Raw genomic sequence first — 25601 nt, 5'->3', positions numbered from 1 at the left:
AGGGACGGTTGTGCTGAGTGCCGAGCTGAAGGCGTTTTACATGGTTGCCCGATTGGGCAGCATCACCCAGGCGGCAAAGAAACTCGGACTGAGCCAACCGACCGTGACGACCCAGATTCGCCATTTGGAAAGTCAGTATTCGGTCGAACTGTTCTATCGCGGGGGGCGCCGCCTCAGTGTCAGCGAGGAAGGCGCGCGGCTGTTGCCGATGGTCAAGGCGCTGATGCAACAGGAAGCCGACATCGAGTTTTTCCTGCGCAACTGCGGTCACGTCCAAGGCACGTTGCGCATCGCAGCCACAGCGCCGTATTACATCCTGGACCTGGTGAAAACCTTTCGCGAGCGCTTGCCACAGGTGGAGGTATCGGTGGAAATCGGCAACTCCCAGCAGGTGCTCGAAGCGCTGGAGGAGTACCGGGTGGATGTCGCCGCCTCTTCGCAGTTACTGGAGGATGCCAGGTTGGTTCGCCGCGTGCTCGGCAGCGATCCTCTGGTGTTGGCCGTGCACCGCAATCATCCGCTGGCGGTTCATGATCATGTGCCGCTCAGCGCACTGGCCGGGCATACCTTGCTGATGCGTGAGCCGGGTTCGACCACCCGTCGTTTGACCGAAGACCTGCTGGCCAGCGCCGGGGTGAATTTCGGGCCGCTGCTGGAGATCGGCAGTCGCGAATCGATTCGCGAAGCGGTGCTACGCAACATCGGCATCAGCATCATTGCCCGGCAGGAAGTGCCCCACGATCCGCAGTTGCGCGTGCTGACCATCGAACATGCGCCGCAAATCCCCGAATACCTGTACTGCCTCAAGGAGCGCAAAAACGCGCGACTGCCGGCGGCGTTTCTGGGGTTGGCACAGGAAATGGCCCCGGCCTGAGATCTTCGGCCGCTGTTCAGGTCTCTTCGCTGGCAAGCCAGCTCCTACAGGGGAATGCGAAACCTTGTAGGAGCTGGCTTGCCAGCGAAGGCGTCAGTCATGACAGCACAGCAACTGAACCAAAATCCTCGAATACCACTATCGGCAGTTTTTGCCTTACTGCCATATGACGGACTCATTACAACTCTAGGATGGCCTCCATCTGCCAGATGAGGTCCGTCCATGAACAATTCGATCGCAACTGCCCTGACCAACCCCGGCGCACCGATGAAAGTGCGCGGCGTACAGAAGCGTTTTGGCGCTTTCACGGCACTGGATAACGTTTCCCTCGACGTCGCGGCCGGCGAGCTGGTGTGCCTGCTGGGCCCGTCGGGTTGCGGCAAGACCACGTTGCTGCGCTGCATTGCCGGTCTGGAAAAACAGGACAGCGGCGAGTTGTACCTCGGTGATCGCGATGTTTCCCACCTGGCGCCTCAGGCCCGGGACTACGGCATTCTGTTTCAGTCCTACGCGCTGTTTCCCAATCTGACCGTCGAAGCGAACATCGCCTACGGTCTCGCCGGCAGCGGTCGTGACGAAGTGCGTCGGCGTGTCGGTCAGATGCTGGAGCTGGTCGGCCTCAGTGGCAGTGAGAAAAAGTACCCTGGCCAATTGTCCGGCGGTCAGCAGCAACGGGTTGCACTGGCTCGCGCACTCGCGCCGGCACCCTCGCTTTTGTTGTTGGACGAACCGATGTCGGCCCTCGATGCGCGCGTCCGCGAGCATCTGTGCACCGAGTTGCGCCAGCTACAGCGCAACCTCGGCGTCACCACCCTGATGGTCACTCACAATCAGGACGAGGCCATGCTGATGGCCGACCGCATCGCCGTGATGAACAACGGCAAGGTCGAGCAGTACGCCACACCACAGGAAATCTACAACCGCCCGGCCACGCCGTTCGTGGCGGAGTTCGTCGGCCAGGGTAACTGGCTGCCTTTCCAGCGCAGCAGCGACAGCCACGCCCAGGTCGGCGGGATGAACATGCGCCTGGCCGACGGCAGCGCCAAGACCGCGTCGGGCCGGTTGTTCTGCCGCCCGGAAGCTATCAACGTCAACCCGCTGGTGCACGAGGAAAACCTGTTCCCGGCCAAAGTTCGCGAGATCACCTTCCTCGGCAACCGCTGCCGCATGAGCTTTGAACTCGATCATTTGCCGGGCCACGCCTTGCTGGCTGAACTGGCGCCGGAAGCCATGCCGCGCCTTGGCGCCCAGCAGATCATGGTCGCTTTGCCGCCGCGCAGCCTGCAGGTGTTTGCCTGATGAGCGCAAACATCGCGCTGCCGATACCGCACAAGCAGGTTCGGCAGACCTCCCGTGCCGAGATCGGCGACCGTGTATTCGTGGTCGGCGGCAAAGTCCTTCTGCTCGTGTTGCTTGGCGTCGCCGTGTTGATGCCGTTGCTGGCGATCTTCTGGCGCGGTTTCAGCGCCGAAGCCGGGCAGGGCGGTGGTTGGGCGGCCGCCAAAGAATTGGTGACCAGCGAAAACTTCCACTGGTTGCTCGGTAACAGTCTGAAAGTTTCCCTCAGCGTCGCGGCCATTGTTGTACCGCTGGCCTACCTGTTTGCCTACGCGCTGCAACGTACGTTGATTCCCGCAAAGGGCATCTGGCGTGGCATCTCGCTACTGCCATTGATGGCGCCATCGATGCTGCCGGGGATTGCCCTGGTTTATCTGTTCGGCAATCAAGGCATGTTGCGCAGCCTGCTCTCGGACAACATCTACGGCTTCTGGGGCATTGTGCTCGGCGAAGTCATCTACACCTTCCCACACGCGTTGATGATTCTGCTGTCGGCCCTGTCCCTGGCCGATGCGCGACTATTCGACGCCGCGTCCAGCATGGGTGCGAGTCCTGCAAAAGCGTTCCGCAGCATCACCTGGCCGGCGACACGCCAGGCCGTATTCGCTGCGTTCTGTCTGGTGTTCACCCTGACCATCACCGATTTCGGTGTTCCGGTGGTCGTTGGCGGCGACTATCAAGTGCTGGCGCTGGAAGCCTACAAAGCCGTAGTCGGCCAGCAGCAATTCGGTCGCGGTGCATTGATCGGCATGGTGCTGTTGCTGCCGGCGCTGTTCAGCTTCGGCGTCGATGCATGGCTGCGTCGGCGTCACGGCGACTCCATGAGCGGACGGGCGCAAGTCTTCAAACCGGCACCGTCGAAACTGCGCGATGGCTGCTACCTGGCCATCGTCCTGCTGATCTGCGCCGCGTTGCTGCTGGTGTTCGGTATGGCGGTGTTCTCGTCTTTGGTGAAGTTCTGGCCGTACAACCTGTCGCTATCGCTCAATCATTATCAGTTCAATGAAACCGCCGGCGGTGGCTGGCTGGCTTATGCAAACAGCCTGAAGATGGCCTTGGGCACCGCGTTGATCGGCAGCCTGCTGATCTTCACCGGCGCCTATCTGATGGAAAAAACCAAGGGCCAGCGCGGCTTGAATCTGGCCCTGCGCATGCTCAGTTTCGTACCGATGGCGGTGCCGGGTCTGGTGCTGGGCTTGGGTTACGTCTTCTTCTTCAACCTCACCGGCAACCCGTTGCATGTTCTTTACGGGACCATGACGCTCTTGATCGTTTGCACCATTGCGCACTATTTGACCACCGCGCAAATGACCGCGACCACCGCGCTGCGTCAACTCGACGCCGAGTTCGAAGCCGCCGCGCTGTCGCTCAAGGCGCCGCTGTACCGCCATTACCTGCGTGTCACCGTGCCGATCTGCTTGCCGGCATTGCTGGACATCGTGCGCTACCTGTTCGTCTCGGCCATGACCACCGTTTCGGCGGCGATCTTCCTCTACAGCCCCGACACCATCCTCGCGGCGGTGGCGGTGCTGAACATGGACGATGCCGGCAACGTCGGTGGTGCGGCCGCGATGTCGACCCTGATCCTGATTACCTCGGCGGGCGTTTCCCTGCTGCTCGCCTGGGCCTCGCGCGGTTTGCTGCGCCGCTCCCAGGCCTGGCGGCAGACCGCGCCCGGTCATTGAATCTGCACACCCCTCAACTCAACAAACAGGAAAAGATCATGTTCAAGCCTTTGGCCCTGGCCGCTGCTGTCCTCACCGCTTTCAGCCTGAACGCCTTTGCGGCGAAAACCGAGTTGACGGTGTACACCGCCCTCGAAGCCGAACAACTGAAGACCTATAAAGAGGCGTTCGAAAAGGCTAACCCGGACGTCGAAATCAAATGGGTGCGTGATTCCACCGGCATCATCACCGCCAAACTGTTGGCCGAAAAAGCCCGTCCGCAGGCTGACGCCGTGTGGGGCCTGGCCGCTTCGAGCCTGGCGATCCTCGATCAGCAAGGCATGCTGCAAAGCTACGCGCCAAAGGATCTGGGCAAGATCGGCGCGAACTACCGCGACGCCGCCAACCCGCCAGCCTGGGTCGGCATGGACGTCTGGGCCGCGACCATTTGCTTCAACACCGTCGAAGCCGAAAAGCAGGGCCTGAGCAAACCCGTGAGCTGGCAAGACCTGACCAAGCCCGAGTACAAAGGCAAGATCGTCATGCCGAACCCGGCCTCGTCCGGCACCGGTTTCCTCGACGTCAGCGCCTGGCTGCAAACCTTCGGCGACAAGCAGGGCTGGGCCTACATGGACGGCCTGCACCAGAACATCGGCCAGTACGTTCACTCCGGTTCCAAGCCTTGCAAACTGGCGGCGGCGGGTGAATTCCCGATCGGTATTTCTTTCGAATACCCGGCCGTTCAGTTGAAACGCCAGGGCGCGCCGCTGGACATCATCCTGCCGAAGGAAGGCCTTGGCTGGGAGATTGAAGCGACTGCCGTGATCAAGGGCACCGCCCACGAAGAAGCGGCGAAGAAACTGGCTGACTTCTCCGCCAGCCCCGAGGCGATGGAACTCTACAAGGAAAACTTCGCCGTGCTCGCCCAGCCTGGCATCGCCAAACCGCAGACCGAACTGCCGGCTGACTACGAACAGCGCCTGATCAAGAACGACTTTGCCTGGGCGTCGAAAAACCGCGACGAGATCCTGACTGAATGGCGCAAGCGCTATGACGGCAAGTCCGAGAAAGTGGCGGCCAAGTAAGTACTTCATCGGCTGACTGGGCCTCATCGCTGGCAAGCCAGCTCCTACAGGGTTCTCGTCGCACTTGTAGGAGCTGGCTTGCCAGCGATAGCGGCCTTGAATTCAGGACACCTCTAGATGACACAACACAACGACATGCTGATCGTCGGCGCCGGCATCCTGGGTTTGTCTCACGCCTATGCCGCCGCCAAGCGCGGTCTCAAGGTCAAGGTTTTCGAACGCAGCGAAACGCCTCTCGGTGCTTCGGTACGTAACTTCGGTCAGGCACTGGTCACCGGCCAGCCCCCAGGCCAGATGCTGGAACTGGCTCGCGCCAGTCGCGGCATCTGGGGCGATTGGGCGCAACTCGCCGGGCTGCAACTCAAGCGCAACGGCTCGTATCTGTTTGCTCGCACCGAAGCAGAAGAACAACTGCTGGAAGCCTTCTGCGAAGGGCGCGCTGTTGAACACGATTACCGCGTCGACCTGCTGCGCGGCGCTGCATTGCGCGGGCTGTACGGCGGCCAATTCCGCCATCACCGTGCCGCGTTGCATGGCATGGACGACCAGCAGCTGTATTCCCGCGAAGCGATTCCGGCGCTGATCGACTTTCTGCGTCGCGACCTGGGCGTCCAGTTTCACTTCTCCACCCTGGTGCGTGATATCGAGCCGGGTCGCTTGCACAGCACGGCCGGCAGCTTCAGTGCCGAGCAGATCATTGTCTGCTCCGGCCATGATTATCAGACGTTGCTGGCCGAGCAGATCGCTGAGCTCGAGCCACAAATCTGTCGTCTGCAAATGCTCCGCGCCCGCCCGCAAATCAACCTCAACCTGCAACACGCGTTGCTCACCGGTTTGAGTTGCGTGCACTACGGCGCCTTCGCGGATTTACCGGAAGCCGCTGCGGTGCAGGCCGAGATTCTGCGCTACGCACCGCACCTGCATGAAAACGGCATCCACCTGCTGATCAGCCCGACACCCCATGGCGAGTTGATCATCGGCGATTCCCACCATTACGGCTGCGATCCGTCACCCTTCAATGCCGAGCAGGTCGATGACTGGATGATCGAACTGGCCGAGCAAACGCTGGGCTGCAAAGTGCAAGTGGTCGAGCGCTGGCAGGGCGTCTATGGTTCACGGGGGCCGGGGCCATTTTCGCTCCTGAGTCCGGCAAAGGGCCTGAGCGTGGCATTGATGCACTCCGGTGTCGGCATGAGTGTCGGGCCGGCGATAGCCGAACGTAACGTCGCCGCAATATTGGGGGAAGTCTGATGGTGCGCAATGAACAAGTCGTCGCTGAAGTATTCGGCCTGTACGAGCGTTTTGGTGACAGCGATTACATCGGCGAACCGGTGTCGCAAATCGAGCACATGTCCCAGGCCGCTGAACTGGCCATGGCCGAAGGCTTCGATGATGAAGTGGTACTGGCGGCATTTTTCCATGACATCGGACACATCTGTGCCGAGAGCGCCGAAAACATGGGTGGATTCGGCGTGGTCAGCCATGAGCGCCTGGGTGCGGATTACTTGCGTCGCGCAGGTTTCAGCGAACGCATGGCGCGGCTGGTCGAATACCACGTTCAGGCCAAGCGTTATCTGACGCTCAAAGAGCCGGGGTACTACGAGCGCTTGAGCGAAGCCAGTCGCCGGACGCTGGAATATCAGGGCGGGGTGATGACGACTGAAGAGGCGCAGGCGTTCGAGCAGGACCCGTTGTGTGCCGTGAGCTTGCGCATGCGCCAGTGGGATGAAATGGCCAAAGAGATGCACGTGCCGGTGATTGATCTGGCGGTATTGAAGGGCAAAGCGGTGCGTCTGTTGGCGGCGTAAGCCTTTAAATCGAGTCGCTGCCATCGCGAGCAGGCTCGCTCCTACAGGGGATTTGTGTCGATCACAGATCCAATGTAGGAGCGAGCCTGCTCGCGATGGCGTCAGTTCAAACAACACAAATGTTCAGGTGACTACAGCTGCTGAGCCAACACCTCAACCTGCTCCTGCCGTTCTGACTGATTCAACTTCGCCTGCGGGTTCAGCGACGACCACTGAGGATGCGCCCGGGCTTTGTTCAGGGCCTCGGGCAACTTGCCTTCGCGCCAGGTTTTATCCTGTGGTGTGGCGACTTGAATGCTGTCCATCGCCGCATGGCCACGGGCATTCAGCGCTTGCAGCAATTGCCGCTGGCGCAGCGCCAACAGCCGGAGCACGTTGTCATCGACGGTCAGCTCGCGTTGGCCCTTGAGCTTGCCCAGCAAGCGGCTGCCATAACTGCGCGCAGTTTGCAGGGCGCCGCCAGCGATGGCTCCAGCCAATGCCGCCGCACCCAAGGTGATGCCACCCACGAGCAAATCGACCCCGGCCCCGGCGGCTGCACCTGCGGCTATGCCGCTACCCACACGCACACCCAATTGTTTAAGGGTCTCCGGGTTGAACAGATCATCGCCCCAACGACCGTCGAGCAGTGGCAAGTCGCTGGCGGCGGCGTCCTGGGGGCGGAAGGCGTAAAGCTTGAGCAGCGCCTCGACGCAACGCTGTTCGCGTTGACGCACGGCTTTGCGCAATTCGCTGATCGCTTGCTGTTCTTGCTCCGCGTCGGCGACCACACTGCGTCGGCAGGCAGCGCAATCGATCAGTAATTCGGCAATCAACCGCGCCGCACTTTGCTGGCGAGCAAGGCGTTGGGCCTGTTGATCGGCGATCAAGCGTTCCAGTTGTGGCCGTGCGGTTTCCAGCAGCAGAGCGAGACTTTCGTAGAGCCGGCGTTCGCCATCCTCGGGCGGCGCCACGCTATCGAAACGCACCAACGCATGCAGGCCCAGTCGCGCTAGGGCGTCACGCCACGCCGGCTCGCGATGGTTGGCGCTGCTGACGAAATTCAACACCGGCAACAACGGTTTGCCGCAACTGGCGAGCACTTCGAGTTCATCGCGATACTTGGCGAGTACGGGCTCGCGGGCATCGATCACGTAGAGCCCGGCGTCCGACGCCAGCAACTGGCGTAACACTTTGGCTTCCTGTTCAAATCGTTGCCGGGCTTCGCTGCCTTCGAGAAAGCGTTCCAGCCGTTCCGGACCATCCAGGCGCTCGCCGGGACGCTCCAGGCGTTCGAGGTAATCGAGCAGGGCGATAGCGTCTTCCAGGCCGGGCGTGTCGTAGAGATCCAGCAATGGCTCGCCATCCACCGACAGGCGCGCCCCTTCGACGTGCCGCGTGGTGCTGGGGCGATGGGACACTTCGCCAAAGCCGACATCGCGCGTCAGCGTACGCAGCAACGAGGTCTTACCGACGTTGGTGTGGCCGACGACGGCGAGTTTCAGAGGCTGCTTCCTGGTGTCAGTCATGACCCGTCTCCAGCCAGTTCATCGGTGCGCAATCGGCAAACGGCAGTTCCAACTGTTGCAGTGCTACATGCCAATCACCAAGACGCTCGGCGTCCAGCGCTTCACCGGGTGGAGCTTGCAGCAGCCAGACGCGGGTGGCGCTGGCGCTGCGGGCGAGCTCGGCAATCAATGCCAGGCTACCGCGATCCGGCGAGCGTCTTGGATCGCAAGCAATCGCCAATCGTGCCGGGGGGAAACGGCTGAGTTGCTCGAGAAGTTTGTGCCGCGATTCACGGCTGTCGAGAATGCCGGCGTTGCTGACGTTTTTCGGCAGTTGCGGTGGCCAGGGTCGGTCGTTGTCCAGTTCGATGGCGACCAACAATGCGCCGTCGCTTTGCTGTTCACTGACGCCACTTTCCACGCGATGCAGTTGTGCCGGTGCGGCGTCGCTGACACCCAGGCGTTCACTGGTGGGCATCAGCCGTTCTCGCAGCTGGGCGTAACCCGGCAGGTTCAGATCGAGTTGCAAGCTGGCTCGGCCGGACTTCCAGCGCCACAGGCAAAACAGCGCCAGTAACAGGCGCGGCACCACGCCGTAAATCAGTAGCACGCCAACCAGCCACGCGGCCCAGGCCTGACGGGCGCTTTCGATGTTCAGTGCGGCATCGCCGCTGGCGCGGATCATTTCTTCGGTCGGCACGCTGAAGCCGATCAAGGCCGGCAGTGCGCCTAGGGCTTGGGTTACGGCAATGAAGGTGTCGGCGCTGAGGATGGTAGTTTCCCAGACGAAGCCGTAACGCCGGGTCGCCATCAGCGTCAGCAGAATGACCAAGGCACTAAGCATCGCCAGCAACCACAGGCTGTTGACCAGCACGCCAATGGCCCAGCGATTGAGTTTGCGGCGTTGCAGCAACAGGAGCAGGGCGGGGGCCAGTTGTGCCGCTTTGGCGTCGCGGGCGAGTTTCTCACTCAGCCACAGCCACAAGCGCCCGAGGCTGGCGCCGTGCTCGCCAGCGAACAAAAGGCCCAAGGCCCAGCTCAGCAGCAGGATCGAATTCAGCCCGAGCAGACTGCCCAGGGCCCAGAACACATTCACCGGATGCAGGCCGTCGCCCAGCGCGGCAAACGCCAGCCCCGCGCCGCTGACCACAGCCAGCAGCGCCATCACGATCAACGCCAGTTGCGCGCCTTGCAACCAGTGTTTGAGCGCATCGGCCAGACCATCGCGCTCGGCCAGCCACAGGGCGCGGCGTTGAATGCGCGCCGGCAGATCGCCGCCAGCGCTGCGGGCCATTCGGTTGGCTTCAAGGTCTTCCAAAGGGCCTGCATGTTCTTCACGCAGGCGAATGGTTTCTGTCAGCCAGAGGTTATTCAGTTCAGTCACGCGGCATCCCGTCGCTTAATTGAGATGTGAGCATAACCGTTGTGGCGCTTATCGGCGAAAGCGTGGCTCTGGTATCCTCGCCGGCATGACTAAATCACTCCCCCTCAGCCTGATCGCAGCCCTCGGTGAAAACCGCGTGATCGGCGTCGACAACAGCATGCCCTGGCACTTGCCGGGGGACTTCAAGTACTTCAAGGCCACGACGCTCGGCAAGCCGATCATCATGGGTCGCAAGACTTGGGATTCCCTCGGTCGACCGTTGCCGGGCCGCTTGAATATCGTGGTCAGCCGTCAGGCGGATCTGGTGCTGGAAGGCGCGGAGGTTTATCCGTCGCTGGAAGCTGCCGTCGTTCGCGCTGAAGAGTGGGCGAAAGAACAGGGCGTCGATGAGCTGATGCTGATCGGCGGTGCGCAGTTGTATGCGCAAGGATTGGCGCAGGCTGATCGGTTATACCTGACCCGCGTCGCGCTGAGCCCGGACGGGGATGCGTGGTTTCCGGAGTTTGATTTGGGCCAGTGGAAGTTGGTGTCGAATGCGCCGAACCCGGCGGAAGGCGACAAGCCGGCGTACAACTTCGAAGTCTGGGAAAAAGCCTAAAAGCATCGCTGGCAAGCCAGCTCCTACAGGGGAAACGCATTCCATTGTAGGAGCTGGCTTGCCAGCGATAGCGGTCTATCAGGCTCCGATCAAGCCTGCGCCAACGCTGAATGCTCATCCGCATCCAGCAACGCTTTATCGGTCTGCTGCATCACCTGACTGGTAATCGCACCCGCCGTCATCGAACCACTGACATTCAACGCCGTACGCCCCATATCAATCAGCGGCTCGACCGAAATCAGCAGCGCCACCAGTGACACCGGCAAGCCCATCGCCGGCAGCACAATCAACGCCGCAAACGTCGCACCGCCGCCAACCCCGGCGACACCGGCCGAACTCAACGTGACAATCGCCACCAGTGTTGCGATCCATAGCGGGTCCAGCGGATTGATCCCCACGGTCGGGGCCACCATCACCGCCAACATCGCCGGGTACAGGCCGGCACAACCGTTCTGGCCAATGGTCGCGCCGAACGACGCCGCGAAACTGGCGATCGACTGCGGAATACCCAAGCGACTGGTCTGCGCCTCGATGCTCAACGGAATCGTCGCAGCACTCGAACGGCTGGTGAAGGCAAACGTCAGCACTGGCCAGATCTTGCGGAAGAAACGCAGCGGATTGATCCCCGCCGCCGACACCAGCAGGCCATGCACCACAAACATCAGCCCCAGGCCGAGGTAGGACACCACCACGAAACTGCCGAGCTTGATGATGTCCTGCAGGTTGGAACCAGCGACCACTTTGGTCATCAACGCCAGAACGCCATACGGCGTCAGCTTCATCACCAGACGCACGAGGCGCATTACCCAGGCTTGCAGGGTGTCGATGGCGTTGATCACTTTCTGACCATTTTCCACATCATCCTTGAGCAATTGCAGCGCCGCGACGCCGAGGAACGCAGCGAAGATCACCACGCTGATGATCGACGTCGGCTTGGCGCGCGCCAAGTCGGCGAACGGGTTTTGCGGGATGAACGACAGCAGCAACTGCGGCACATTCAGGTCCGCGACCTTGCCTGCATAGTCGGTCTGTATGGTTTGCAAACGGGCCATTTCCTGGGTACCGGCCACCAGGCCTTCGGCGGTCAGACCGAACAGGTTGGTCAGGCCGATGCCAATCAGCGCCGCGATGGCGGTTGTGAACAGCAGCGTGCCAATGGTCAGGAAGCTGATCTTGCCCAGCGACGAAGCATTATGCAGGCGGGCCACGGCACTGAGGATCGAGGCGAACACCAGCGGGATCACGATCATTTGCAGCAACTGCACGTAACCATTACCCACCAGATCGAACCAGCCGATCGAAGCTTTCAGCACCGGGTTGCCGGCACCGTAAACGGTGTGCAACGCCACACCGAATGCCACGCCCAGTACCAAGGCGAGCAGGACTTTTTTTGCCAGGCTCCATGTGGTGTGGCGGGTTTGCGCCAGGCCGAAGAGCAGGGCGAGGAACACCAGCAGATTGAGGATCAGCGGCAGATTCATGAGAACTCCGAAAGTGACTTGTGCCAGCCACCTTCCGGGGCAGCTGCGAACCGGTAAGCCTAACAGCTTGAAAAGTAATGAATTAATATCAAAAAATCAGGGTGTCCGTCGTTTTTGGAATAAGTGAATGTCGCTGTCAGAAATGCAACTGGCGCGAAAGGGACGTGGGCGGTCGCTGACAGACCGGGGATGTCACACTTTTTTGTTAGCGTCGATCTCCTATAAATCAGGGAGATTACCAATGAAGTTCGCACCGAAGTTTCTCGCGGCAGCACTTTGCCTCGGTCTTGCCGGCCAGGTTCTCGCAACGGATTTGAAACACTGGCCAGCCGATCAGGCCAAGGCGCTGGACGCGATGATCGCGGCCAACGCCAACAAAGGTAACTACGCGGTGTTCGACATGGACAACACCAGTTACCGCTACGACCTCGAAGAGTCGTTACTGCCTTACATGGAAAACAAGGGCCTGATCACCCGCGACAAGCTCGATCCTTCCCTGAAGCTGATGCCGTTCAAGGACACCGCCGACCACAAGGAAAGCCTGTTCAGCTACTACTATCGCCTCTGCGAACTCGACGACATGGTTTGCTACCCATGGGTCGCCCAAGTGTTCTCCGGTTTTACGCTGCAAGAACTCAAGGGCTACGTCGACGAGATGATGGCCTCGGGCAAACCGGTGCCGGCCACTTATTACGAAGGCGACGTGGTCAAGAAACTCGACGTCAACCCACCTAAAATCTTCACCGGCCAGCAAGAGCTCTACAACAAGTTGATGGAGAACGGCATCGAGGTCTATGTGATGACCGCCGCCTCCGAAGAACTGGTGCGTATGGTCGCGGCCGATCCGAAGTACGGTTACAACGTCAAACCGCAGAACGTGATCGGCGTGACACTGCTGCTCAAAGACTCGAAAACCGGCGAGCTGACCACCGCGCGCAAGCAGATCACCGCTGGCAAATATGACGAGAAAGCCAACCTCGGTCTGGAGATGACTCCTTACCTGTGGACCCCGGCAACCTGGATGGCCGGCAAGCACGCGGCGATCCTGACCTACATCGACGAGTGGAAAAAACCGGTACTGGTGGGCGGCGACACGCCGACCAGCGACGGCTACATGCTGTTCCACGATGTCGACGTGGCCAAGGGTGGCATTCATCTGTGGATCAACCGCAAGGACAAATACATGACCCAGATTAACGGCATGATGGCCAAGCACGCCGCGGCCCAGGCCAAGGAAGGACTGCCGGTGACGGCGGACAAGAATTGGGTGATTGTGAAACCAGAGGAGATTCAGTAAGACCGGGGTGCCTGCATCGCCAGCAAGCCGGCTCCTACAGGAGGGGCTTCGGTAATGGGTCGGTAAAAACGATCGGCAAAAAAATGCCCCGCACATGGCGGGGCATTTTTATGGGCGACGGTTGACGCTTACAGCCCGTCGAGCATCGCCTTGTTACGCACAGCACCCTTGTCGGCGCTGGTGGCCAGCAGAGCGTAGGCTTTCAGTGCGGTGGTCACTTTACGTGGACGCACTTCCACCGGTTTCCAGCCTTTCTTGTCCTGCTCGACCCGGCGCGTGGCCAGTTCTTCATCGCTGACCAACAGGTTGATCGAGCGGTTCGGAATGTCGATCAGCACTTTGTCGCCGTCCTGCACCAGGCCAATCGCGCCGCCGGCAGCGGCTTCGGGCGAAGCGTGGCCGATGGACAGACCGGAAGTGCCGCCGGAGAAACGACCGTCGGTCAGCAGGGCGCAGGCTTTGCCCAGGCCTTTGGATTTCAGGTACGAAGTCGGGTAGAGCATTTCCTGCATGCCCGGGCCGCCTTTCGGGCCTTCGTAGCGAATGATGACGATGTCGCCTTCCTTCACTTCGTCAGCGAGGATGCCACGCACGGCGCTGTCCTGGCTTTCGAAGATCTTGGCGTTGCCTTCGAACACGTGGATCGATTCGTCGACGCCAGCGGTTTTCACCACGCAACCGTCCAGGGCGATGTTGCCGTAGAGCACGGCCAGGCCGCCTTCTTGCGAGTACGCGTGCTCGACACTGCGGATGCAGCCGTTTTCACGGTCGTCGTCCAGGGTTTCCCAACGGGTCGACTGGCTAAACGCGGTTTGCGTCGGAATGCCCGCAGGACCGGCCTTGAAGAAGTGGTGCACGGCTTCGTCGGAGGTCTGGGTGATGTCCCACTTGGCGATGGCTTCTTCCATGCTGCGGCTGTGCACGGTCGGCAGCTGGGTGTGCAGCAAACCGCCACGGGCCAGCGAACCGAGGATGCTGAAGATCCCGCCGGCACGGTGCACGTCTTCCATGTGGTACTTCTGGATGTTCGGCGCGACCTTGCACAGCTGAGGCACGTGACGGGACAGACGGTCGATGTCGCGCAGGTCGAAATCGATCTCGGCTTCCTGGGCAGCGGCCAGCAAGTGCAGGATGGTGTTGGTGGAACCGCCCATGGCGATGTCCAGGGTCATGGCGTTTTCGAACGCCTGGAAGTTGGCGATATTGCGCGGCAGTACCGAGTCGTCGTTTTCGCCGTAGTAACGCTTGCACAGTTCGACGATCGTGCGACCGGCCTGCAGGAACAGTTGTTCGCGGTCGCTGTGGGTGGCCAGGGTCGAACCGTTGCCCGGCAATGCCAGACCCAGCGCTTCGACCAGGCAGTTCATCGAGTTGGCGGTGAACATGCCGGAGCACGAGCCGCAGGTCGGGCAGGCGCTGCGCTCGTACTCGGCGACTTTCTCGTCAGAAGCGCTGGAGTCGGCGGCGATCACCATGGCGTCGACCAGGTCGAGGCCGTGGGAAGCGAGTTTGGTCTTGCCGGCTTCCATCGGGCCGCCGGAGACGAAGATCACCGGGATGTTCAGGCGCAGGGACGCCATCAGCATGCCAGGGGTGATCTTGTCGCAGTTGGAAATGCACACGATTGCGTCGGCGCAGTGGGCGTTGACCATGTACTCGACGGAGTCGGCAATGATCTCGCGGCTCGGCAGCGAATACAGCATGCCGTCGTGGCCCATGGCGATGCCGTCATCGACAGCGATGGTGTTGAATTCTTTTGCCACACCGCCAGCGCGTTCGATTTCGCGGGCGACCAGTTGGCCCAGGTCCTTGAGGTGCACGTGACCCGGTACGAACTGGGTGAACGAGTTGGCAATGGCGATGATCGGCTTCTTGAAGTCGTCATCTTTCATCCCCGTGGCGCGCCACAGTGCGCGGGCACCGGCCATGTTGCGGCCGTGGGTGGATGTTTTCGAGCGGTAATCAGGCATGAAGCACTCCGGGCGGCTAATCAGGTATCAAAAGGGAAGTGAGCTTCTATTGACGTCTGGAACACTCAGAAATAGCCGCGTGTCCGGAAGTTGCCGATAACTTTGCGGGATCGCCGCGCGCTTCAGCTTGAGCTCATAAACCCGCCGGGGATGACTGGCGATGAATGTTCGCGATTCTACACGGCTGACGGCTGGAGGGAATGCCTGCAAGCATTCACGAGACGTGTGGAAAGACGCAACGCTGTAGGAGCGAGCATGCTCGCGATGAACCTGAGAGCGCTGCGGGGTGTCAGGTTGCCAGCGTTATCGTTGACGATCATCGCGAGCATGCTCGCTCCTACAGTGGGGCGGGCGTCAGAGCCACATAGCGTCCCAGAGTGGGTAATCGCCGATATGGTCGACGAGGCCTGCGCGTAGGGGGTTGGCGATGATGTATCGAGCAGCGGCTTTCAGGTCCTCCTCCCGACGTAGTGCCCGGTCGAAATAACCTCTCTGCCATAGTCTCTCGGGCTGGCCCCGCTTGAGATTGATCGCGCGGGCACTTCGGGCTTTGGTGGCTTGCATCAGTTTCGGTAAATCACCGTTATGCAACTCGACCAGCCAGTGAAAGTGATCCGGCATGACTACCCAAGCGATAGAGGTGGCATTTCCTGTTTCATGAGCCTTTCTGAATTCATGCACGAGCAGGCGCCCCAAGCGCCAGTCTTTGAAGAACGGGGTTCGCTCGTGAGTAACAGCGGTGAGCAGATAGGTGCGGCCATGTTCTGAGTGGCGGCCGGTACGTAAGCGGTGGCCGTGTGGCGTGCTGGACATTCCGTTGTCCTCTTCTGTGATTGGAAGAGAAAACGTTAGACGCCACAGGCGGGGCTGTCGTTATGACAGCGAGTCAGAATGTGTCGCCAATGCTTGATCTGTAGGAGCGAGCAGGCTCGCGATGGACTCAAGGACGTCGCGGGGTGTCAGGTTCCCCGCGTTATCGTTGACGACCATCGCGAGCGTGCTCGCTCCTACAGAAATCGCGTTAGCTGTTTGGCAGCAACCGGCAAGTAATGCTCTTGATGTAGCGTGTCTCAGCAATCGCCGGGTGTACCGGATGATCCGGACCCTGACCGCCACGCTCCAGCATCTGGATATTGCGGTCCAGGTGACGGGCGCTGGTCAGCAGGATGTTCTGCAGGTCGTCTTCCGGCAGGTGCATCGAGCACGATGCGCTGACCAGGATGCCGTCCTTGGTGAGCAGGCGCATGGCTTGCTCGTTCAGGCGGCGGTAGGCGCCTTCGCCGTTCTTCATGTCTTTCTTGCGTTTGATGAACGCCGGCGGGTCGGCCACGATCACGTCGAAGCGTTCTTCGCTGGCTTTCAGTTCTTTAAGGGCTTCGAACACATCGCCTTCGATGCAGGTCATTTTCTCGGCGAAGCCGTTCAGTGCTGCGTTGCGCTCGACACCGTCAAGGGCGAAGGCCGAAGCGTCGACGCAGAACACTTCACTGGCGCCGAACGCCGCAGCCTGCACGCCCCAGCCGCCAATGTAGCTATAGAGGTCGAGCACGCGCTTGCCTTTGGCGTACGGCGCCAGGCGTGCGCGGTTCATGCGGTGGTCGTAGAACCAGCCGGTTTTCTGACCCTGGATGACCGGTGCTTCGAATTTCACGCCGTTCTCTTCCAGTGCAACCCACTCCGGCACCAGACCGAACACGGTTTCGACGTAGCGGGTGAGGCCTTCGGCGTCACGGGCAGCGGAGTCGTTCTTGAACAGGATACCGCTTGGCTTGAGCACTTGGGTCAGCGCCGCGATCACGTCGTCTTTATGGGCTTCCATGGTGGCCGAAGCGATCTGCACCACCAGGATGTCGCCGAAACGATCGACTACCAGGCCTGGTAACAGGTCGGAATCACCATAGACCAGGCGATAGAACGGCTTGTCGAACAGGCGATCGCGCAGGGACAGGGCTACGTTCAGGCGATGCACCAGCAGCGACTTGTCCAGCGGCAACTTGATGTCACGCGACAGCAGTCGGGCGCAGATCAGGTTGTTCGGGCTCATGGCCACGATGCCCAGCGGCTTGCCGCCGGCGGCTTCGAGGATCGCCTGGTCGCCGGCCTTGAAACCGTGCAAAGGGGTCGCGGCTACATCGATTTCGTTGCTGTAGACCCACAAATGACCGTTGCGCAGACGACGGTCGGCATTGGCTTTGAGGCGCAGGCTAGGCAGGGACATGACGTCGCTCCGGAAAAAAGAGCGGGAGTATAGCGTGTTGAGATCCCGGATAGGCTTGCGAATGGACATGTGGCGCGTGCTGTCTTGCGATTGGGTATGTTGGATCCATCTTCATAAAGGTTAGAATCGCCGCCTGACCCAGAGTGTGTACTTATGTCCCAAGAGCTGACTTCCGAACAGATCCAACAAGCCCTGCAGGGCATCAGCGTACCGGCCCAGCCGCAAATCATGGTGGATTTGCAGATGGAGCAGTACATGCCTGACCCGGATCTGGAAGTCATTGCCAAGCTGATTTCCCAGGATCCGGGCCTTTCCGGATCCTTGCTGAAGATCGTCAACTCGCCGTATTACGGCCTCAGCAACAAGATTGCCTCGATCCAGCGTGCGGTGAATCTGCTGGGCAGTCGTTCGATCATCAATCTGATCAACGCGCAGTCAATCAAAGGCGAGATGAACGACGACACCATCGTCACCCTGAACCGTTTCTGGGACACCGCCCAGGATGTGGCGATGACCTGCCTGACGCTGGCCAAGCGAATCGGCATTGAAAATGGCGATGAAGCCTATGCGCTGGGCCTGTTCCACGACTGTGGCGTGCCTTTGATGCTCCAGCGTTTCCCCGATTACATGGGCGTTCTGGAACAGGCCTATGCCAATGCCAGTGCCGAATGCCGGGTGGTCGATACCGAGAACAAGGCCTTCAACACCAATCACTCGGTGGTCGGGTATTTCACTGCCAAATCCTGGCGCTTGCCCGAACATGTGTCTGCCGCGATCGCCAATCACCACAATGCCCTGGCGATTTTCAGCGAAGAGTCGTCGCGCAACAGTTCGCTGAAGAACCTGCTGGCGATCCTGAAGATGGCGGAGCATATTTGTGCCTCTTACCGGGTGCTGGGCAACCAGACCGAAGATCACGAATGGAACAGCATCGCGGCGTCAGTGCTCGATTATGTCGGTCTGTCGGACTACGACTTCGAGACGCTCAAGCAGACGATTCGCGACCTCGGGACTCATCGCTGAGTGTCGGACGTTCTTCTTACAAGAGAGCACCATGCCTGAACTGCCAGAAGTCGAAACCACCCGTCGTGGCATCGCGCCTCACCTGGAAGGCCAGCGTGTCAGCCGGGTGATCGTGCGTGACCGACGCTTGCGTTGGCCGATTCCCGAAGACCTCGATGTGCGGTTGTCCGGGCAGCGCATCGTGTTGGTGGAACGACGCGCCAAGTACCTGCTGATCAACGCTGAAGTCGGCACGTTGATCAGCCATTTGGGCATGTCGGGCAATCTGCGCCTGGTAGAGGCCGGCTTGCCGGCGGCAAAGCACGAGCATGTGGATATCGAACTGGAGTCGGGTCTGGCCCTGCGCTACACCGACCCGCGACGGTTCGGTGCGATGCTTTGGAGCCTTGATCCGCTGAACCACGAGTTGCTGATTCGCCTCGGGCCGGAGCCGTTGACCGATCTTTTCGATGGCGAGCGATTGTTCCAGCAGTCCCGCGGCCGCTCGATGGCGGTCAAGCCGTTCATCATGGACAACGCGGTGGTGGTGGGGGTCGGCAATATCTATGCGACCGAAGCGCTGTTCGCTGCCGGAATAGACCCGCGCCGCGAGGCCAAGAGCATTTCCCGGGCGCGTTACCTGAAACTGGCCATTGAGATCAAACGTATCCTGGCTGCCGCCATCGAGCGTGGTGGCACCACGTTGCGGGATTTTATCGGTGGCGATGGGCAGCCCGGTTACTTCCAGCAGGAACTGTTCGTGTACGGCCGTGGCGGTGAACACTGCAAAGTATGTGGCACAGGGTTGCGGGAAGTGAAGCTGGGACAGCGCGCGAGCGTTTTTTGCCCGCGTTGTCAGAGCTGATGCGTTCGGACGATCTGTAAGCTAATCAAGCCTTACCGGTAATCTTCCGGTACTTCTCCATCAACTGCTCTTCAGTCTCTGGATGGGCTTCGTCCAGCGGAATGCAGTCCACCGGGCAGACCTGCTGGCACTGCGGCTCGTCGTAGTGGCCGACACATTGAGTGCAGAGGTTGGGGTCGATCACGTAGATCTCTTCGCCCTGGGAAATGGCGGCGTTCGGGCACTCGGGTTCGCAGACGTCGCAATTGATGCAATCGTCGGTGATGATCAGGGACATGCTAACTCCAGCCGGGGCGGCAGGCCCGGGCGCAATAAATCAATGCGCGTAATTGTGCCGCATTGGCGCCCGCAGTGCACGCGGGCGCGACGTACTGTAGGAGCCAGCCTGCTGGCGATGAACCCGAGAACACCGCGGGGTGTCAGGTTTTCCGCGTTATCGTTGACGTCCATCGCGAGCAGGCTCGCTCCCACAGTTGCTGGATTTACTTCTTGAAGCGCTCGGTCAGGGCATCCGCCACCACAGGGTGCACGAACTTGGTGATATCGCCACCCAAGGCTGCGATTTCACGGACCAGCGTCGAAGAAATAAACGAATAACGCTCGGAAGGGGTAAGGAACAGACTTTCCACATCCGGCGCCAGCTGGCGGTTCATGTTGGCCAGCTGAAATTCGTATTCGAAGTCCGACACCGCTCGCAAACCACGCAGGAACACATTGGCGTTCTGCTCTTTGGCGAAGTGTGCCAGCAGGGTCGAGAAGCCGACGACTTCAACGTTCGGCAGATGTCTGGTGACCTCGCGCGCCAGTTCTACGCGCTGTTCCATTGGAAACAGCGGGTTTTTCTTGGGGCTCGCGGCAACGGCAATGATTACGTGGTCGAACAGGCGCGAGGCGCGTTCGACCAGATCTCCATGGCCCTTGGTAATAGGGTCGAAGGTACCTGGGTACAACACTCGGTTCATCGCGTCGTCCTGGCGGGAATCCGTTGGGGAGTCGGATGGTATCGCAGCCTTCCCGGTCGGCCAAGTCGCCTGTTGGGTAAGAAAGCACTATAGACGATAGGGATAATCGTCTTTTTCATGGGTTTTTTAAACGTTCGGCCAGGAAAGTCGCCAGTTGCGCCGTCAGTCCGTAGACCGACAGTTGTGGGTTGGCGCCAATGCTGGTGGGGAACAGCGAGCCATCGTGGATCGACAGATTGCCCAGTTGATGATGCCGGCCAAGGCTGTCGGTCACGGCATTTTTCGGGTCCTCCCCCATGGCGCAACCGCCCATCACGTGAGCACTGCCAAGGCGCGTGCGGTACAACTCCAGGCTCAGGCTGTCGATCAGCGTGCGGGCCTCGCCCAGGGTTTTGACGTAGCGAGCGTCGGCGTGCATCGGCATGACCGCCTTGGCGCCGCCGGCAAACTGGATTTCGGCCATGCTGTGGAACGCGCGGCGCAAGCCGTCCCAGGCGTAGGTTGAAACCTGATAGTCGAGCACGGGCGTGTTGTCACCGCGCAACTCGACGCTGCCGCCCTGGCTGTCCGGGTGAAAACCGTCCCTGAGCAATGCCAGCATGGCATGCGTGTGCGGCAGGTTGGCCATGTGTTCTGAGTTTTCCTGGCCGAACCCGCCCAGCAAGGTCGCGGCCAGCGCCGGGTGCAGGGGGGGAACTTCCAGTTTGTAAGCCATCTTGCCGCTGGTGCCGTCCAGCCATTGGAAATGATCGGAGTAGATTGACTGAGGTGCGCCATAGAACGGGTTGATCACCTCGTCGAATAACGCCGCGGACATGTTCACCGGGTGCAGGAACGTGCGTTTGCCGAGCCGCTTGTGCGGATCAGGCGCGCCGGAGCGCATCAGCAAGGCCGGGCTGTTGATACCCCCGCCTGCCAGCACGACATGCCGCGCCTTGACCGTAATGGTGCGGCCCGTCGGCGCAACGCAGCGCTCGTCCATCGCCGAGCATTGCAGCCCCGTGACCTTGTCGCCGCTGATGATGAGCTTTTCCGCCCGAGCCAGGTAAATCAGCTCGCCACCTTTTTCCAGGGTCGCCGGAATGGTGGTGACCATCATTGATTGCTTGGCGTTGGTCGGGCAGCCCATGCCGCAATAACCGAGGTTCCAGCAGCCACGAACGTTACGCGGGATGACGTGCCAGCTGTAGCCGAGCTTTTCACAGCCATTGCGGATCACGTCGTTGTTGGCATTGGGCGGCACCATCCACGGCGCAACGCCCAGGCGCTGCTCCATTTTTTCGAACCAGGGGGCCATTTCGGCCGGGCTGTGACCCTTCACGTTGTGCTCTTTGCCCCAGTGTTCCAGGGTCGGCTCTGGGGTGCGGAAACTGGAGGTCCAGTTGATCAGCGTGGTGCCGCCCACCGCACGGCCTTGCAGAATGGTGATCGCGCCATCCTTGCTCATGCGGCCGATACCTTCCTGGTACAGGCTGGCGTAAGCCTGGTCTTCGAGCAGCTTGAAGTCGGTGCTGGTCTTGAGCGGGCCTTCTTCGATCAACAACACTTTGTAGCCGGCAGCGCTGAGGATTTCGGCGGTGGTACCGCCACCGGCACCGCTGCCGATGATTGCCACGTCGGCTTCGAGGGTCAGGTCCTGGCTCAGTCGCGAGCCGTCATAGGTTTTCCAGCCACGGGCCATGCCCTCGCGGAACGGATCGGGTACGGGCATCTTCGGGTTCTCTTTTTATTGTGTTCGACGGTGTTAGCAAGATCGCCTGTAGGAGCAAGCTTGCTCGCGATCGGGTCGACTCGATTTCAAACGGTAGGCGGCCCGGGATACCCGCAATGCGCCCACGATTCCTTGCGCCCATACCAAGCCATCATCACCAGTTGCACCAAGGAACTGTGACCCATGCGCAGCAAGCTCAACGCGCTGTTTTCCCAGCGATCGAGGAACCGCCGGATGTCGTCGGCACTGGCGTTTTCCCAACTGCCCCAGATCCCGGTCAGCGGTCCGCGGGTGACGGCCATGCCCAGCACATCAAACAGTTGGCGGGTCAGCTTGAGCATTTCCGGTGACAGGTGACCGAGGTTGTAATCCAGGCTTTTCAGCGTGCCATCGACAGCATCGGTCATGCGCTCGACGGGCGCGGCACCGTCGAGCATGACCGGCAGCACGGCCCGCAGAAACAGCAAGTCGGCATCGCGCAACGTGGCAAAACCATTCGCTGAAACACTCGACGAGCAGCCACTGAGGCTGACGCCCAACCCGGCCGTGGCCAGAAAGGCGCTGGCGCCGAGGCTGAATTTAAGCAGGCCGCGCCTTGACAGCGCGGGTGTATCGGACAGGCTTGGGCTCATTATTGTTATTACCCGACAGTGACGATCGTTAGCGGATGAACAGCTTCTGGATCAGCTTCTGAATGGATTTACCGTACGGCGGGTAAATCAGTTTTGCCGCGTTGAGCCGTTGCTTGATCAGTACACCCTTGGCCTTGCTGAAGGTCAGGAATCCTTCATGACCGTGGTAATGACCCATGCCCGAAGCGCCGATGCCGCCGAAGGGCATGTCGTCCTGGGCGACATGCAGCAGGGTGTCGTTCAGGCACACGCCACCGGAATGGGTTTCATGCAGCACGCGGTGTTGTTCGCGCTTGTCGTAGCCGAAGTAGTACAGCGCCAACGGGCGAGGGCGCTGATTGATATAGGCAAACGCCTGGTCCAGATCCTTGTACGGCACGATCGGCAGCAATGGGCCGAAGATCTCGTCCTGCATCAGCGTCATCTCGTCAGTGACATTGAGCAGCAGGCTATGGCCCATGCGTCGGCCCTGGCCCTGTTCGAACAGCGGGATCAGCAGCGCGCCCTTGCTGGTAGCGTCGCTGATGTAGCCGTTGAGTCGTGCCAGTTGTCGTTCATTGATGATGGCGGTGTAGTCCGGGTTGTCGGCCAGGGTCGGATAAAACCCGCGAACGGCAGTGCGATAGGCTTCGACGAAACCGCCGACGCGGTCTTCCGGCACCAGCACATAATCCGGGGCCACGCAGGTCTGGCCGGCGTTCAGTGTTTTGCCGAAGGCGATGCGCTCGGCGGCGTCCTTGAGGGGGACGTCGTGGGAAACGATGGCCGGCGACTTGCCGCCCAGCTCCAGAGTCACCGGCGTCAGGTTCTCGGCGGCGGCGCGCATCACATGTTTGCCGATGCTGGTGGCGCCGGTGAACAGCAGGTGATCGAACGGCAGTCGCGAGAACGCCACGCCGATGTCAGCTTCGCCCAGCACCACGCAGACCAGGTCTTCTGGGAAGATTTTCGCCAGCAGTTCTTTCATCAGCAAACCGGTGGCCGGAGTCGACTCGCTTAGCTTGAGCATCACCCGATTGCCTGCCGACAACGCGCCGACCAACGGGCCGATGGCCAGGTACAGCGGGTAGTTCCACGGCACGATCACACCGACCACGCCCAACGGCTGATAAATGACTTTGGCCGAAGCGGGCTGGAACGCCATACCGACTTTGCGCCGCGAGGCTTTCATCCAGCCTTTGAGATGTCGGCTGGCGTAATGAATGCCGTGCAGGCTGGGCATCAGTTCTGCAACGAGGGTCTCGTCGGCGCTGCGATGGCTGAAGTCCTGGCTGATGGCATCGATCAGGGCCTGACGCTCGTTGTTCAACATGTCTTTCAACGCTTTGAGCCATTGCTGGCGCTGGGCTGCCGGCGGCATCGGGTTGCCGGCATAGGCGGTGCGCTGAGCGTCGAACCGGGCCTGAAGTTCTTCCAGCGGCTGCTGCAGGTTCTGTAGGTAGGAAATATCAGCAGTCATGGTCGGCTCCGGATTTATTGTAATGAGGCACTTTTTAGAGTCTATGCTCTATAAAGTCAAATGACATCCTGGAACAGCTTTGTTTTATCGCCTTCAGTTAGGCCGTAAGATGCCCGTCAACGCACTCTGAATTTAAGCTCAAGCCATGGCCCCAAGGATAAAAACCAGCGAGCGCATCGTGCAGAACAGCCTGGAGCTGTTCAATCAGCAGGGCGAGCGCAGCATCAGCACCAACCACATTGCTGCCCACATGGAAATTTCCCCGGGCAACCTGTACTACCACTTCCCTAACAAGCAGGCGATCATCGCCGTGCTGTTCAGTGAGTACGAAAGCCTCGTGGACAGCTTCCTGCGCCCGCCACAAGATCGTCTCGCCACGGTGGAAGACAAGCGTTTCTATCTCAAGGAACTGTTGTCGGCGATGTGGCGTTACCGGTTCCTGCACCGCGACCTCGAACATTTGCTCGACAGCGATCCGGACCTCGCGGACCGCTATCGACGTTTTTCCCAGCGCAGCCTGATCCACGGAGCAGCCATCTATGAAGGCTTCGTCGCCGCCGGCATCCTGAAAATGGATCGGGTGCAGATCGAATCCCTGACGCTCAATGCCTGGATCATCCTCACGTCCTGGGTGCGTTTTCTGTGCACCACGCGGGAAAATTCCAGCCATCTGAGTGAACAGGCGATTAAACGCGGGGTGTATCAAGTTTTGGTGCTCGAGGCCGGGTTCGTCACGGATCAGTCGCGCGACGAAGTGAATGCGTTGTTCGAAGAGTTTTATGTGCCGCTGTCCCAGGCGCTTGAGGAAGTGAAGTAGCATCGACATTCGAAAACAATCACAGGAGCCCGTTATGCCCATTGCGCAACTGATCAGCCCGCAAGCACTGGACCTGAGAAAGGATCAGCCGGGGTTGGTGATTGTGGATTGTCGTTTTGCCCTCGAAGACCCGGATTACGGCCAGCGTAGCTATGCCGAGGGGCACATTGCCGGTGCGGTATTCGCCGACCTGGAACGTGATCTCAGCGGGAAGGTGGTCAAAGGTGTGACCGGGCGTCATCCCTTGCCTGAACCGGAACAGCTGATCGAGCGTTTGCAAGCCTTTGGCCTTGATGCCGACAGTGAAGTGGTTTTGTACGATGACGGCCCAGGTGCTTTTGCGGCACGGGCCTGGTGGTTGCTGGCCTGGCTGGGCAAGCGCGATGGCGTGTTTATCCTCGATGGCGGACTAAAGGCCTGGCATGCGGCCGGTCTGCCGTTGAGTCTGGATGCTGCGTCGAACATTCGCGGTACTTTCAACGGTAGTCCTGATGCCTCGCTGTTGCTTGATGCCGAGCAACTGCAAAAACGTCTCGGTCAACCGGCGCTGACCTTGCTCGATGCCCGTGCCTTGCCACGTTTCAAAGGTGAAGTGGAACCGATCGATCCGATTGCCGGGCACATTCCCGGTGCGTTATGTGCGGCGTTCACCGACAACCTGGGCAGCGACGGGCGCTTCCTGCCGGCCGATCAGCTCCAGCAGCGGTTTGCGGAGAAACTCGGTAATCGCTCCACCGGTGATCTGGTGGCGTACTGCGGCTCCGGCGTGACGGCTTGCCACAACCTGTTCGCGTTGTGCCTGGCCGGTTATCCGCTGGGTTCGTTGTATGCAGGGTCGTGGAGCGAGTGGATCAACGAACCCTCCAGAGGCATCGCCACCGGCGAATAAATCACCACAAATCCCCTGTAGGAGCGAGCTTGCTCGCGATGGCGGCGTCACAGTCAGCAT

At 60.3% G+C, this 25601-nt stretch carries 23 protein-coding genes; 12 read left to right on the top strand and 11 right to left on the bottom strand.

Going from position 1 to position 25601, the window contains the following annotated elements:
• Positions 1-10 precede the first annotated feature (10 nt).
• The 6 genes from AD668_RS25550 to AD668_RS25525 all read left to right on the top strand — a co-directional run bounded on the left by AD668_RS25550 (position 11) and on the right by AD668_RS25525 (position 6769).
• Positions 11-874: a LysR family transcriptional regulator gene (locus AD668_RS25550; RefSeq protein ID WP_053163429.1), complete on the top strand. Its 864-nt coding sequence runs from the start codon at positions 11-13 to the stop codon at positions 872-874.
• A gap of 222 nt (positions 875-1096) precedes the next feature.
• Entirely contained in the window at positions 1097-2173 is a 1077-nt protein-coding gene (locus AD668_RS25545; protein ID WP_053163426.1) for a putative 2-aminoethylphosphonate ABC transporter ATP-binding protein, read from the top strand.
• Positions 2173-3897, top strand: a complete 1725-nt coding sequence (locus AD668_RS25540; RefSeq protein ID WP_053163422.1) for a putative 2-aminoethylphosphonate ABC transporter permease subunit — start codon at positions 2173-2175, stop codon at positions 3895-3897. The genes AD668_RS25545 and AD668_RS25540 overlap by 1 nt, the downstream gene beginning before the upstream one ends.
• Before the next feature lie 38 nt (positions 3898-3935).
• Positions 3936-4961 carry a putative 2-aminoethylphosphonate ABC transporter substrate-binding protein gene (locus tag AD668_RS25535; protein WP_053163418.1) on the top strand — a complete coding sequence of 342 codons (1026 nt, stop codon included), beginning with the start codon at positions 3936-3938 and terminating at the stop codon, positions 4959-4961.
• 117 nt (positions 4962-5078) lie between these two features.
• Positions 5079-6212, top strand: a complete 1134-nt coding sequence (locus AD668_RS25530) for a TIGR03364 family FAD-dependent oxidoreductase (protein WP_053163415.1) — start codon at positions 5079-5081, stop codon at positions 6210-6212.
• Entirely contained in the window at positions 6212-6769 is a 558-nt protein-coding gene (locus AD668_RS25525) for a phosphonate degradation HD-domain oxygenase (protein WP_053163412.1), read from the top strand. The genes AD668_RS25530 and AD668_RS25525 overlap by 1 nt, the downstream gene beginning before the upstream one ends.
• A 131-nt stretch (positions 6770-6900) precedes the next feature.
• On the opposite strand, the gene AD668_RS25520 is transcribed toward AD668_RS25525, so the two are convergent.
• Complete coding sequence (locus AD668_RS25520) at positions 6901-8277, bottom strand: GTPase/DUF3482 domain-containing protein (protein ID WP_053163409.1); 1377 nt, start codon at positions 8275-8277, stop codon at positions 6901-6903.
• On the bottom strand, positions 8270-9640 hold the full coding sequence (locus AD668_RS25515; protein WP_053163406.1) for a DUF2868 domain-containing protein: 1371 nt from the start codon (positions 9638-9640) through the stop codon (positions 8270-8272). The genes AD668_RS25520 and AD668_RS25515 overlap by 8 nt, the downstream gene beginning before the upstream one ends.
• Before the next feature lie 85 nt (positions 9641-9725).
• On the opposite strand from AD668_RS25515, the gene AD668_RS25510 reads away from it, so the two are divergent.
• Entirely contained in the window at positions 9726-10238 is a 513-nt protein-coding gene (locus AD668_RS25510) for a dihydrofolate reductase (protein ID WP_053163403.1), read from the top strand.
• An 89-nt stretch (positions 10239-10327) separates the two neighbouring features.
• On the opposite strand, the gene AD668_RS25505 is transcribed toward AD668_RS25510, so the two are convergent.
• Positions 10328-11719 carry an L-cystine transporter gene (locus AD668_RS25505; protein WP_053163400.1) on the bottom strand — a complete coding sequence of 464 codons (1392 nt, stop codon included), beginning with the start codon at positions 11717-11719 and terminating at the stop codon, positions 10328-10330.
• Between the two features lie 241 nt (positions 11720-11960).
• Here AD668_RS25505 and AD668_RS25500 point away from each other — a divergent pair, with 241 nt between their 5' ends.
• Positions 11961-13016, top strand: a complete 1056-nt coding sequence (locus AD668_RS25500) for a phosphorylcholine phosphatase (RefSeq protein ID WP_053163397.1) — start codon at positions 11961-11963, stop codon at positions 13014-13016.
• Positions 13017-13144: 128 nt separating this feature from the next.
• On the opposite strand, the gene ilvD is transcribed toward AD668_RS25500, so the two are convergent.
• From ilvD to AD668_RS25485, 3 genes are all read right to left on the bottom strand, one after another.
• Positions 13145-14986 (bottom strand): dihydroxy-acid dehydratase, encoded by a 1842-nt coding sequence (ilvD, locus tag AD668_RS25495; RefSeq protein ID WP_053163394.1) that lies wholly within the window; start codon positions 14984-14986, stop codon positions 13145-13147.
• Between the two features lie 354 nt (positions 14987-15340).
• The gene (locus AD668_RS25490) at positions 15341-15799 is read right to left on the bottom strand and encodes a transposase (protein WP_053163391.1); all 459 of its coding nucleotides are present in this window, start codon (positions 15797-15799) and stop codon (positions 15341-15343) included.
• A 208-nt stretch (positions 15800-16007) separates the two neighbouring features.
• Positions 16008-17204 carry a class I SAM-dependent rRNA methyltransferase gene (locus AD668_RS25485; protein WP_053163388.1) on the bottom strand — a complete coding sequence of 399 codons (1197 nt, stop codon included), beginning with the start codon at positions 17202-17204 and terminating at the stop codon, positions 16008-16010.
• A gap of 153 nt (positions 17205-17357) precedes the next feature.
• On the opposite strand from AD668_RS25485, the gene AD668_RS25480 reads away from it, so the two are divergent.
• Together AD668_RS25480 and mutM are read left to right on the top strand one after the other, a co-directional pair.
• Positions 17358-18227, top strand: coding sequence for an HDOD domain-containing protein (locus AD668_RS25480; RefSeq protein WP_053163385.1), 870 nt, complete (start codon positions 17358-17360; stop codon positions 18225-18227).
• Positions 18228-18258: 31 nt separating this feature from the next.
• Positions 18259-19071: a bifunctional DNA-formamidopyrimidine glycosylase/DNA-(apurinic or apyrimidinic site) lyase gene (mutM, locus tag AD668_RS25475; RefSeq protein WP_008065060.1), complete on the top strand. Its 813-nt coding sequence runs from the start codon at positions 18259-18261 to the stop codon at positions 19069-19071.
• Between the two features lie 25 nt (positions 19072-19096).
• Here the strand turns inward: mutM and AD668_RS25470 are convergent, their stop codons facing one another.
• From AD668_RS25470 to AD668_RS25450, 5 genes are all read right to left on the bottom strand, one after another.
• Positions 19097-19348, bottom strand: a complete 252-nt coding sequence (locus AD668_RS25470; RefSeq protein ID WP_003195146.1) for a YfhL family 4Fe-4S dicluster ferredoxin — start codon at positions 19346-19348, stop codon at positions 19097-19099.
• A gap of 205 nt (positions 19349-19553) precedes the next feature.
• Positions 19554-20033, bottom strand: coding sequence for a pantetheine-phosphate adenylyltransferase (coaD, locus tag AD668_RS25465; RefSeq protein WP_053163382.1), 480 nt, complete (start codon positions 20031-20033; stop codon positions 19554-19556).
• A gap of 115 nt (positions 20034-20148) precedes the next feature.
• Positions 20149-21744, bottom strand: coding sequence for a GMC family oxidoreductase (locus AD668_RS25460; protein WP_053163379.1), 1596 nt, complete (start codon positions 21742-21744; stop codon positions 20149-20151).
• Between the two features lie 86 nt (positions 21745-21830).
• Positions 21831-22376, bottom strand: a complete 546-nt coding sequence (locus tag AD668_RS25455) for a hypothetical protein (RefSeq protein ID WP_053163376.1) — start codon at positions 22374-22376, stop codon at positions 21831-21833.
• Between the two features lie 28 nt (positions 22377-22404).
• Positions 22405-23835, bottom strand: a complete 1431-nt coding sequence (locus AD668_RS25450; RefSeq protein WP_053163372.1) for a coniferyl aldehyde dehydrogenase — start codon at positions 23833-23835, stop codon at positions 22405-22407.
• A gap of 145 nt (positions 23836-23980) precedes the next feature.
• Between AD668_RS25450 and AD668_RS25445 the strand changes: the two genes are divergently transcribed.
• Positions 23981-24652 carry a TetR/AcrR family transcriptional regulator gene (locus AD668_RS25445; protein ID WP_053163369.1) on the top strand — a complete coding sequence of 224 codons (672 nt, stop codon included), beginning with the start codon at positions 23981-23983 and terminating at the stop codon, positions 24650-24652.
• A 34-nt stretch (positions 24653-24686) separates the two neighbouring features.
• The gene (locus tag AD668_RS25440) at positions 24687-25541 is read left to right on the top strand and encodes a sulfurtransferase (protein WP_053163366.1); all 855 of its coding nucleotides are present in this window, start codon (positions 24687-24689) and stop codon (positions 25539-25541) included.
• The last annotated feature ends 60 nt before the right edge of the window (positions 25542-25601 follow it).

It is taken from the genome of Pseudomonas sp. P1.8 (assembly GCF_001269805.1).
GTDB lineage: Bacteria > Pseudomonadota > Gammaproteobacteria > Pseudomonadales > Pseudomonadaceae > Aquipseudomonas.
Note: the sequence above shows the minus strand (reverse complement) of the source record. Positions and strands in the feature narration are given on the sequence as shown.

Bases quoted from the DNA above. Each gene is read 5' to 3' on its own strand.
- AD668_RS25545 (WP_053163426.1), top strand. From the start codon at position 1,097: ATGAACAATTCGATCGCAACTGCCCTGACCAACCCCGGCGCACCGATG.
- AD668_RS25540 (WP_053163422.1), top strand. From the start codon at position 2,173: ATGAGCGCAAACATCGCGCTGCCGATACCGCACAAGCAGGTTCGGCAG.
- AD668_RS25535 (WP_053163418.1), top strand. From the start codon at position 3,936: ATGTTCAAGCCTTTGGCCCTGGCCGCTGCTGTCCTCACCGCTTTCAGC.
- AD668_RS25530 (WP_053163415.1), top strand. From the start codon at position 5,079: ATGACACAACACAACGACATGCTGATCGTCGGCGCCGGCATCCTGGGT.
- AD668_RS25525 (WP_053163412.1), top strand. From the start codon at position 6,212: ATGGTGCGCAATGAACAAGTCGTCGCTGAAGTATTCGGCCTGTACGAG.
- AD668_RS25520 (WP_053163409.1), bottom strand. From the start codon at position 8,277: ATGACTGACACCAGGAAGCAGCCTCTGAAACTCGCCGTCGTCGGCCAC.
- AD668_RS25510 (WP_053163403.1), top strand. From the start codon at position 9,726: ATGACTAAATCACTCCCCCTCAGCCTGATCGCAGCCCTCGGTGAAAAC.
- AD668_RS25505 (WP_053163400.1), bottom strand. From the start codon at position 11,719: ATGAATCTGCCGCTGATCCTCAATCTGCTGGTGTTCCTCGCCCTGCTC.
- AD668_RS25500 (WP_053163397.1), top strand. From the start codon at position 11,961: ATGAAGTTCGCACCGAAGTTTCTCGCGGCAGCACTTTGCCTCGGTCTT.
- ilvD (WP_053163394.1), bottom strand. From the start codon at position 14,986: ATGCCTGATTACCGCTCGAAAACATCCACCCACGGCCGCAACATGGCC.
- AD668_RS25490 (WP_053163391.1), bottom strand. From the start codon at position 15,799: ATGTCCAGCACGCCACACGGCCACCGCTTACGTACCGGCCGCCACTCA.
- AD668_RS25485 (WP_053163388.1), bottom strand. From the start codon at position 17,204: ATGTCCCTGCCTAGCCTGCGCCTCAAAGCCAATGCCGACCGTCGTCTG.
- AD668_RS25480 (WP_053163385.1), top strand. From the start codon at position 17,358: ATGTCCCAAGAGCTGACTTCCGAACAGATCCAACAAGCCCTGCAGGGC.
- mutM (WP_008065060.1), top strand. From the start codon at position 18,259: ATGCCTGAACTGCCAGAAGTCGAAACCACCCGTCGTGGCATCGCGCCT.
- AD668_RS25470 (WP_003195146.1), bottom strand. From the start codon at position 19,348: ATGTCCCTGATCATCACCGACGATTGCATCAATTGCGACGTCTGCGAA.
- coaD (WP_053163382.1), bottom strand. From the start codon at position 20,033: ATGAACCGAGTGTTGTACCCAGGTACCTTCGACCCTATTACCAAGGGC.
- AD668_RS25460 (WP_053163379.1), bottom strand. From the start codon at position 21,744: ATGCCCGTACCCGATCCGTTCCGCGAGGGCATGGCCCGTGGCTGGAAA.
- AD668_RS25455 (WP_053163376.1), bottom strand. From the start codon at position 22,376: ATGAGCCCAAGCCTGTCCGATACACCCGCGCTGTCAAGGCGCGGCCTG.
- AD668_RS25450 (WP_053163372.1), bottom strand. From the start codon at position 23,835: ATGACTGCTGATATTTCCTACCTACAGAACCTGCAGCAGCCGCTGGAA.
- AD668_RS25445 (WP_053163369.1), top strand. From the start codon at position 23,981: ATGGCCCCAAGGATAAAAACCAGCGAGCGCATCGTGCAGAACAGCCTG.
- AD668_RS25440 (WP_053163366.1), top strand. From the start codon at position 24,687: ATGCCCATTGCGCAACTGATCAGCCCGCAAGCACTGGACCTGAGAAAG.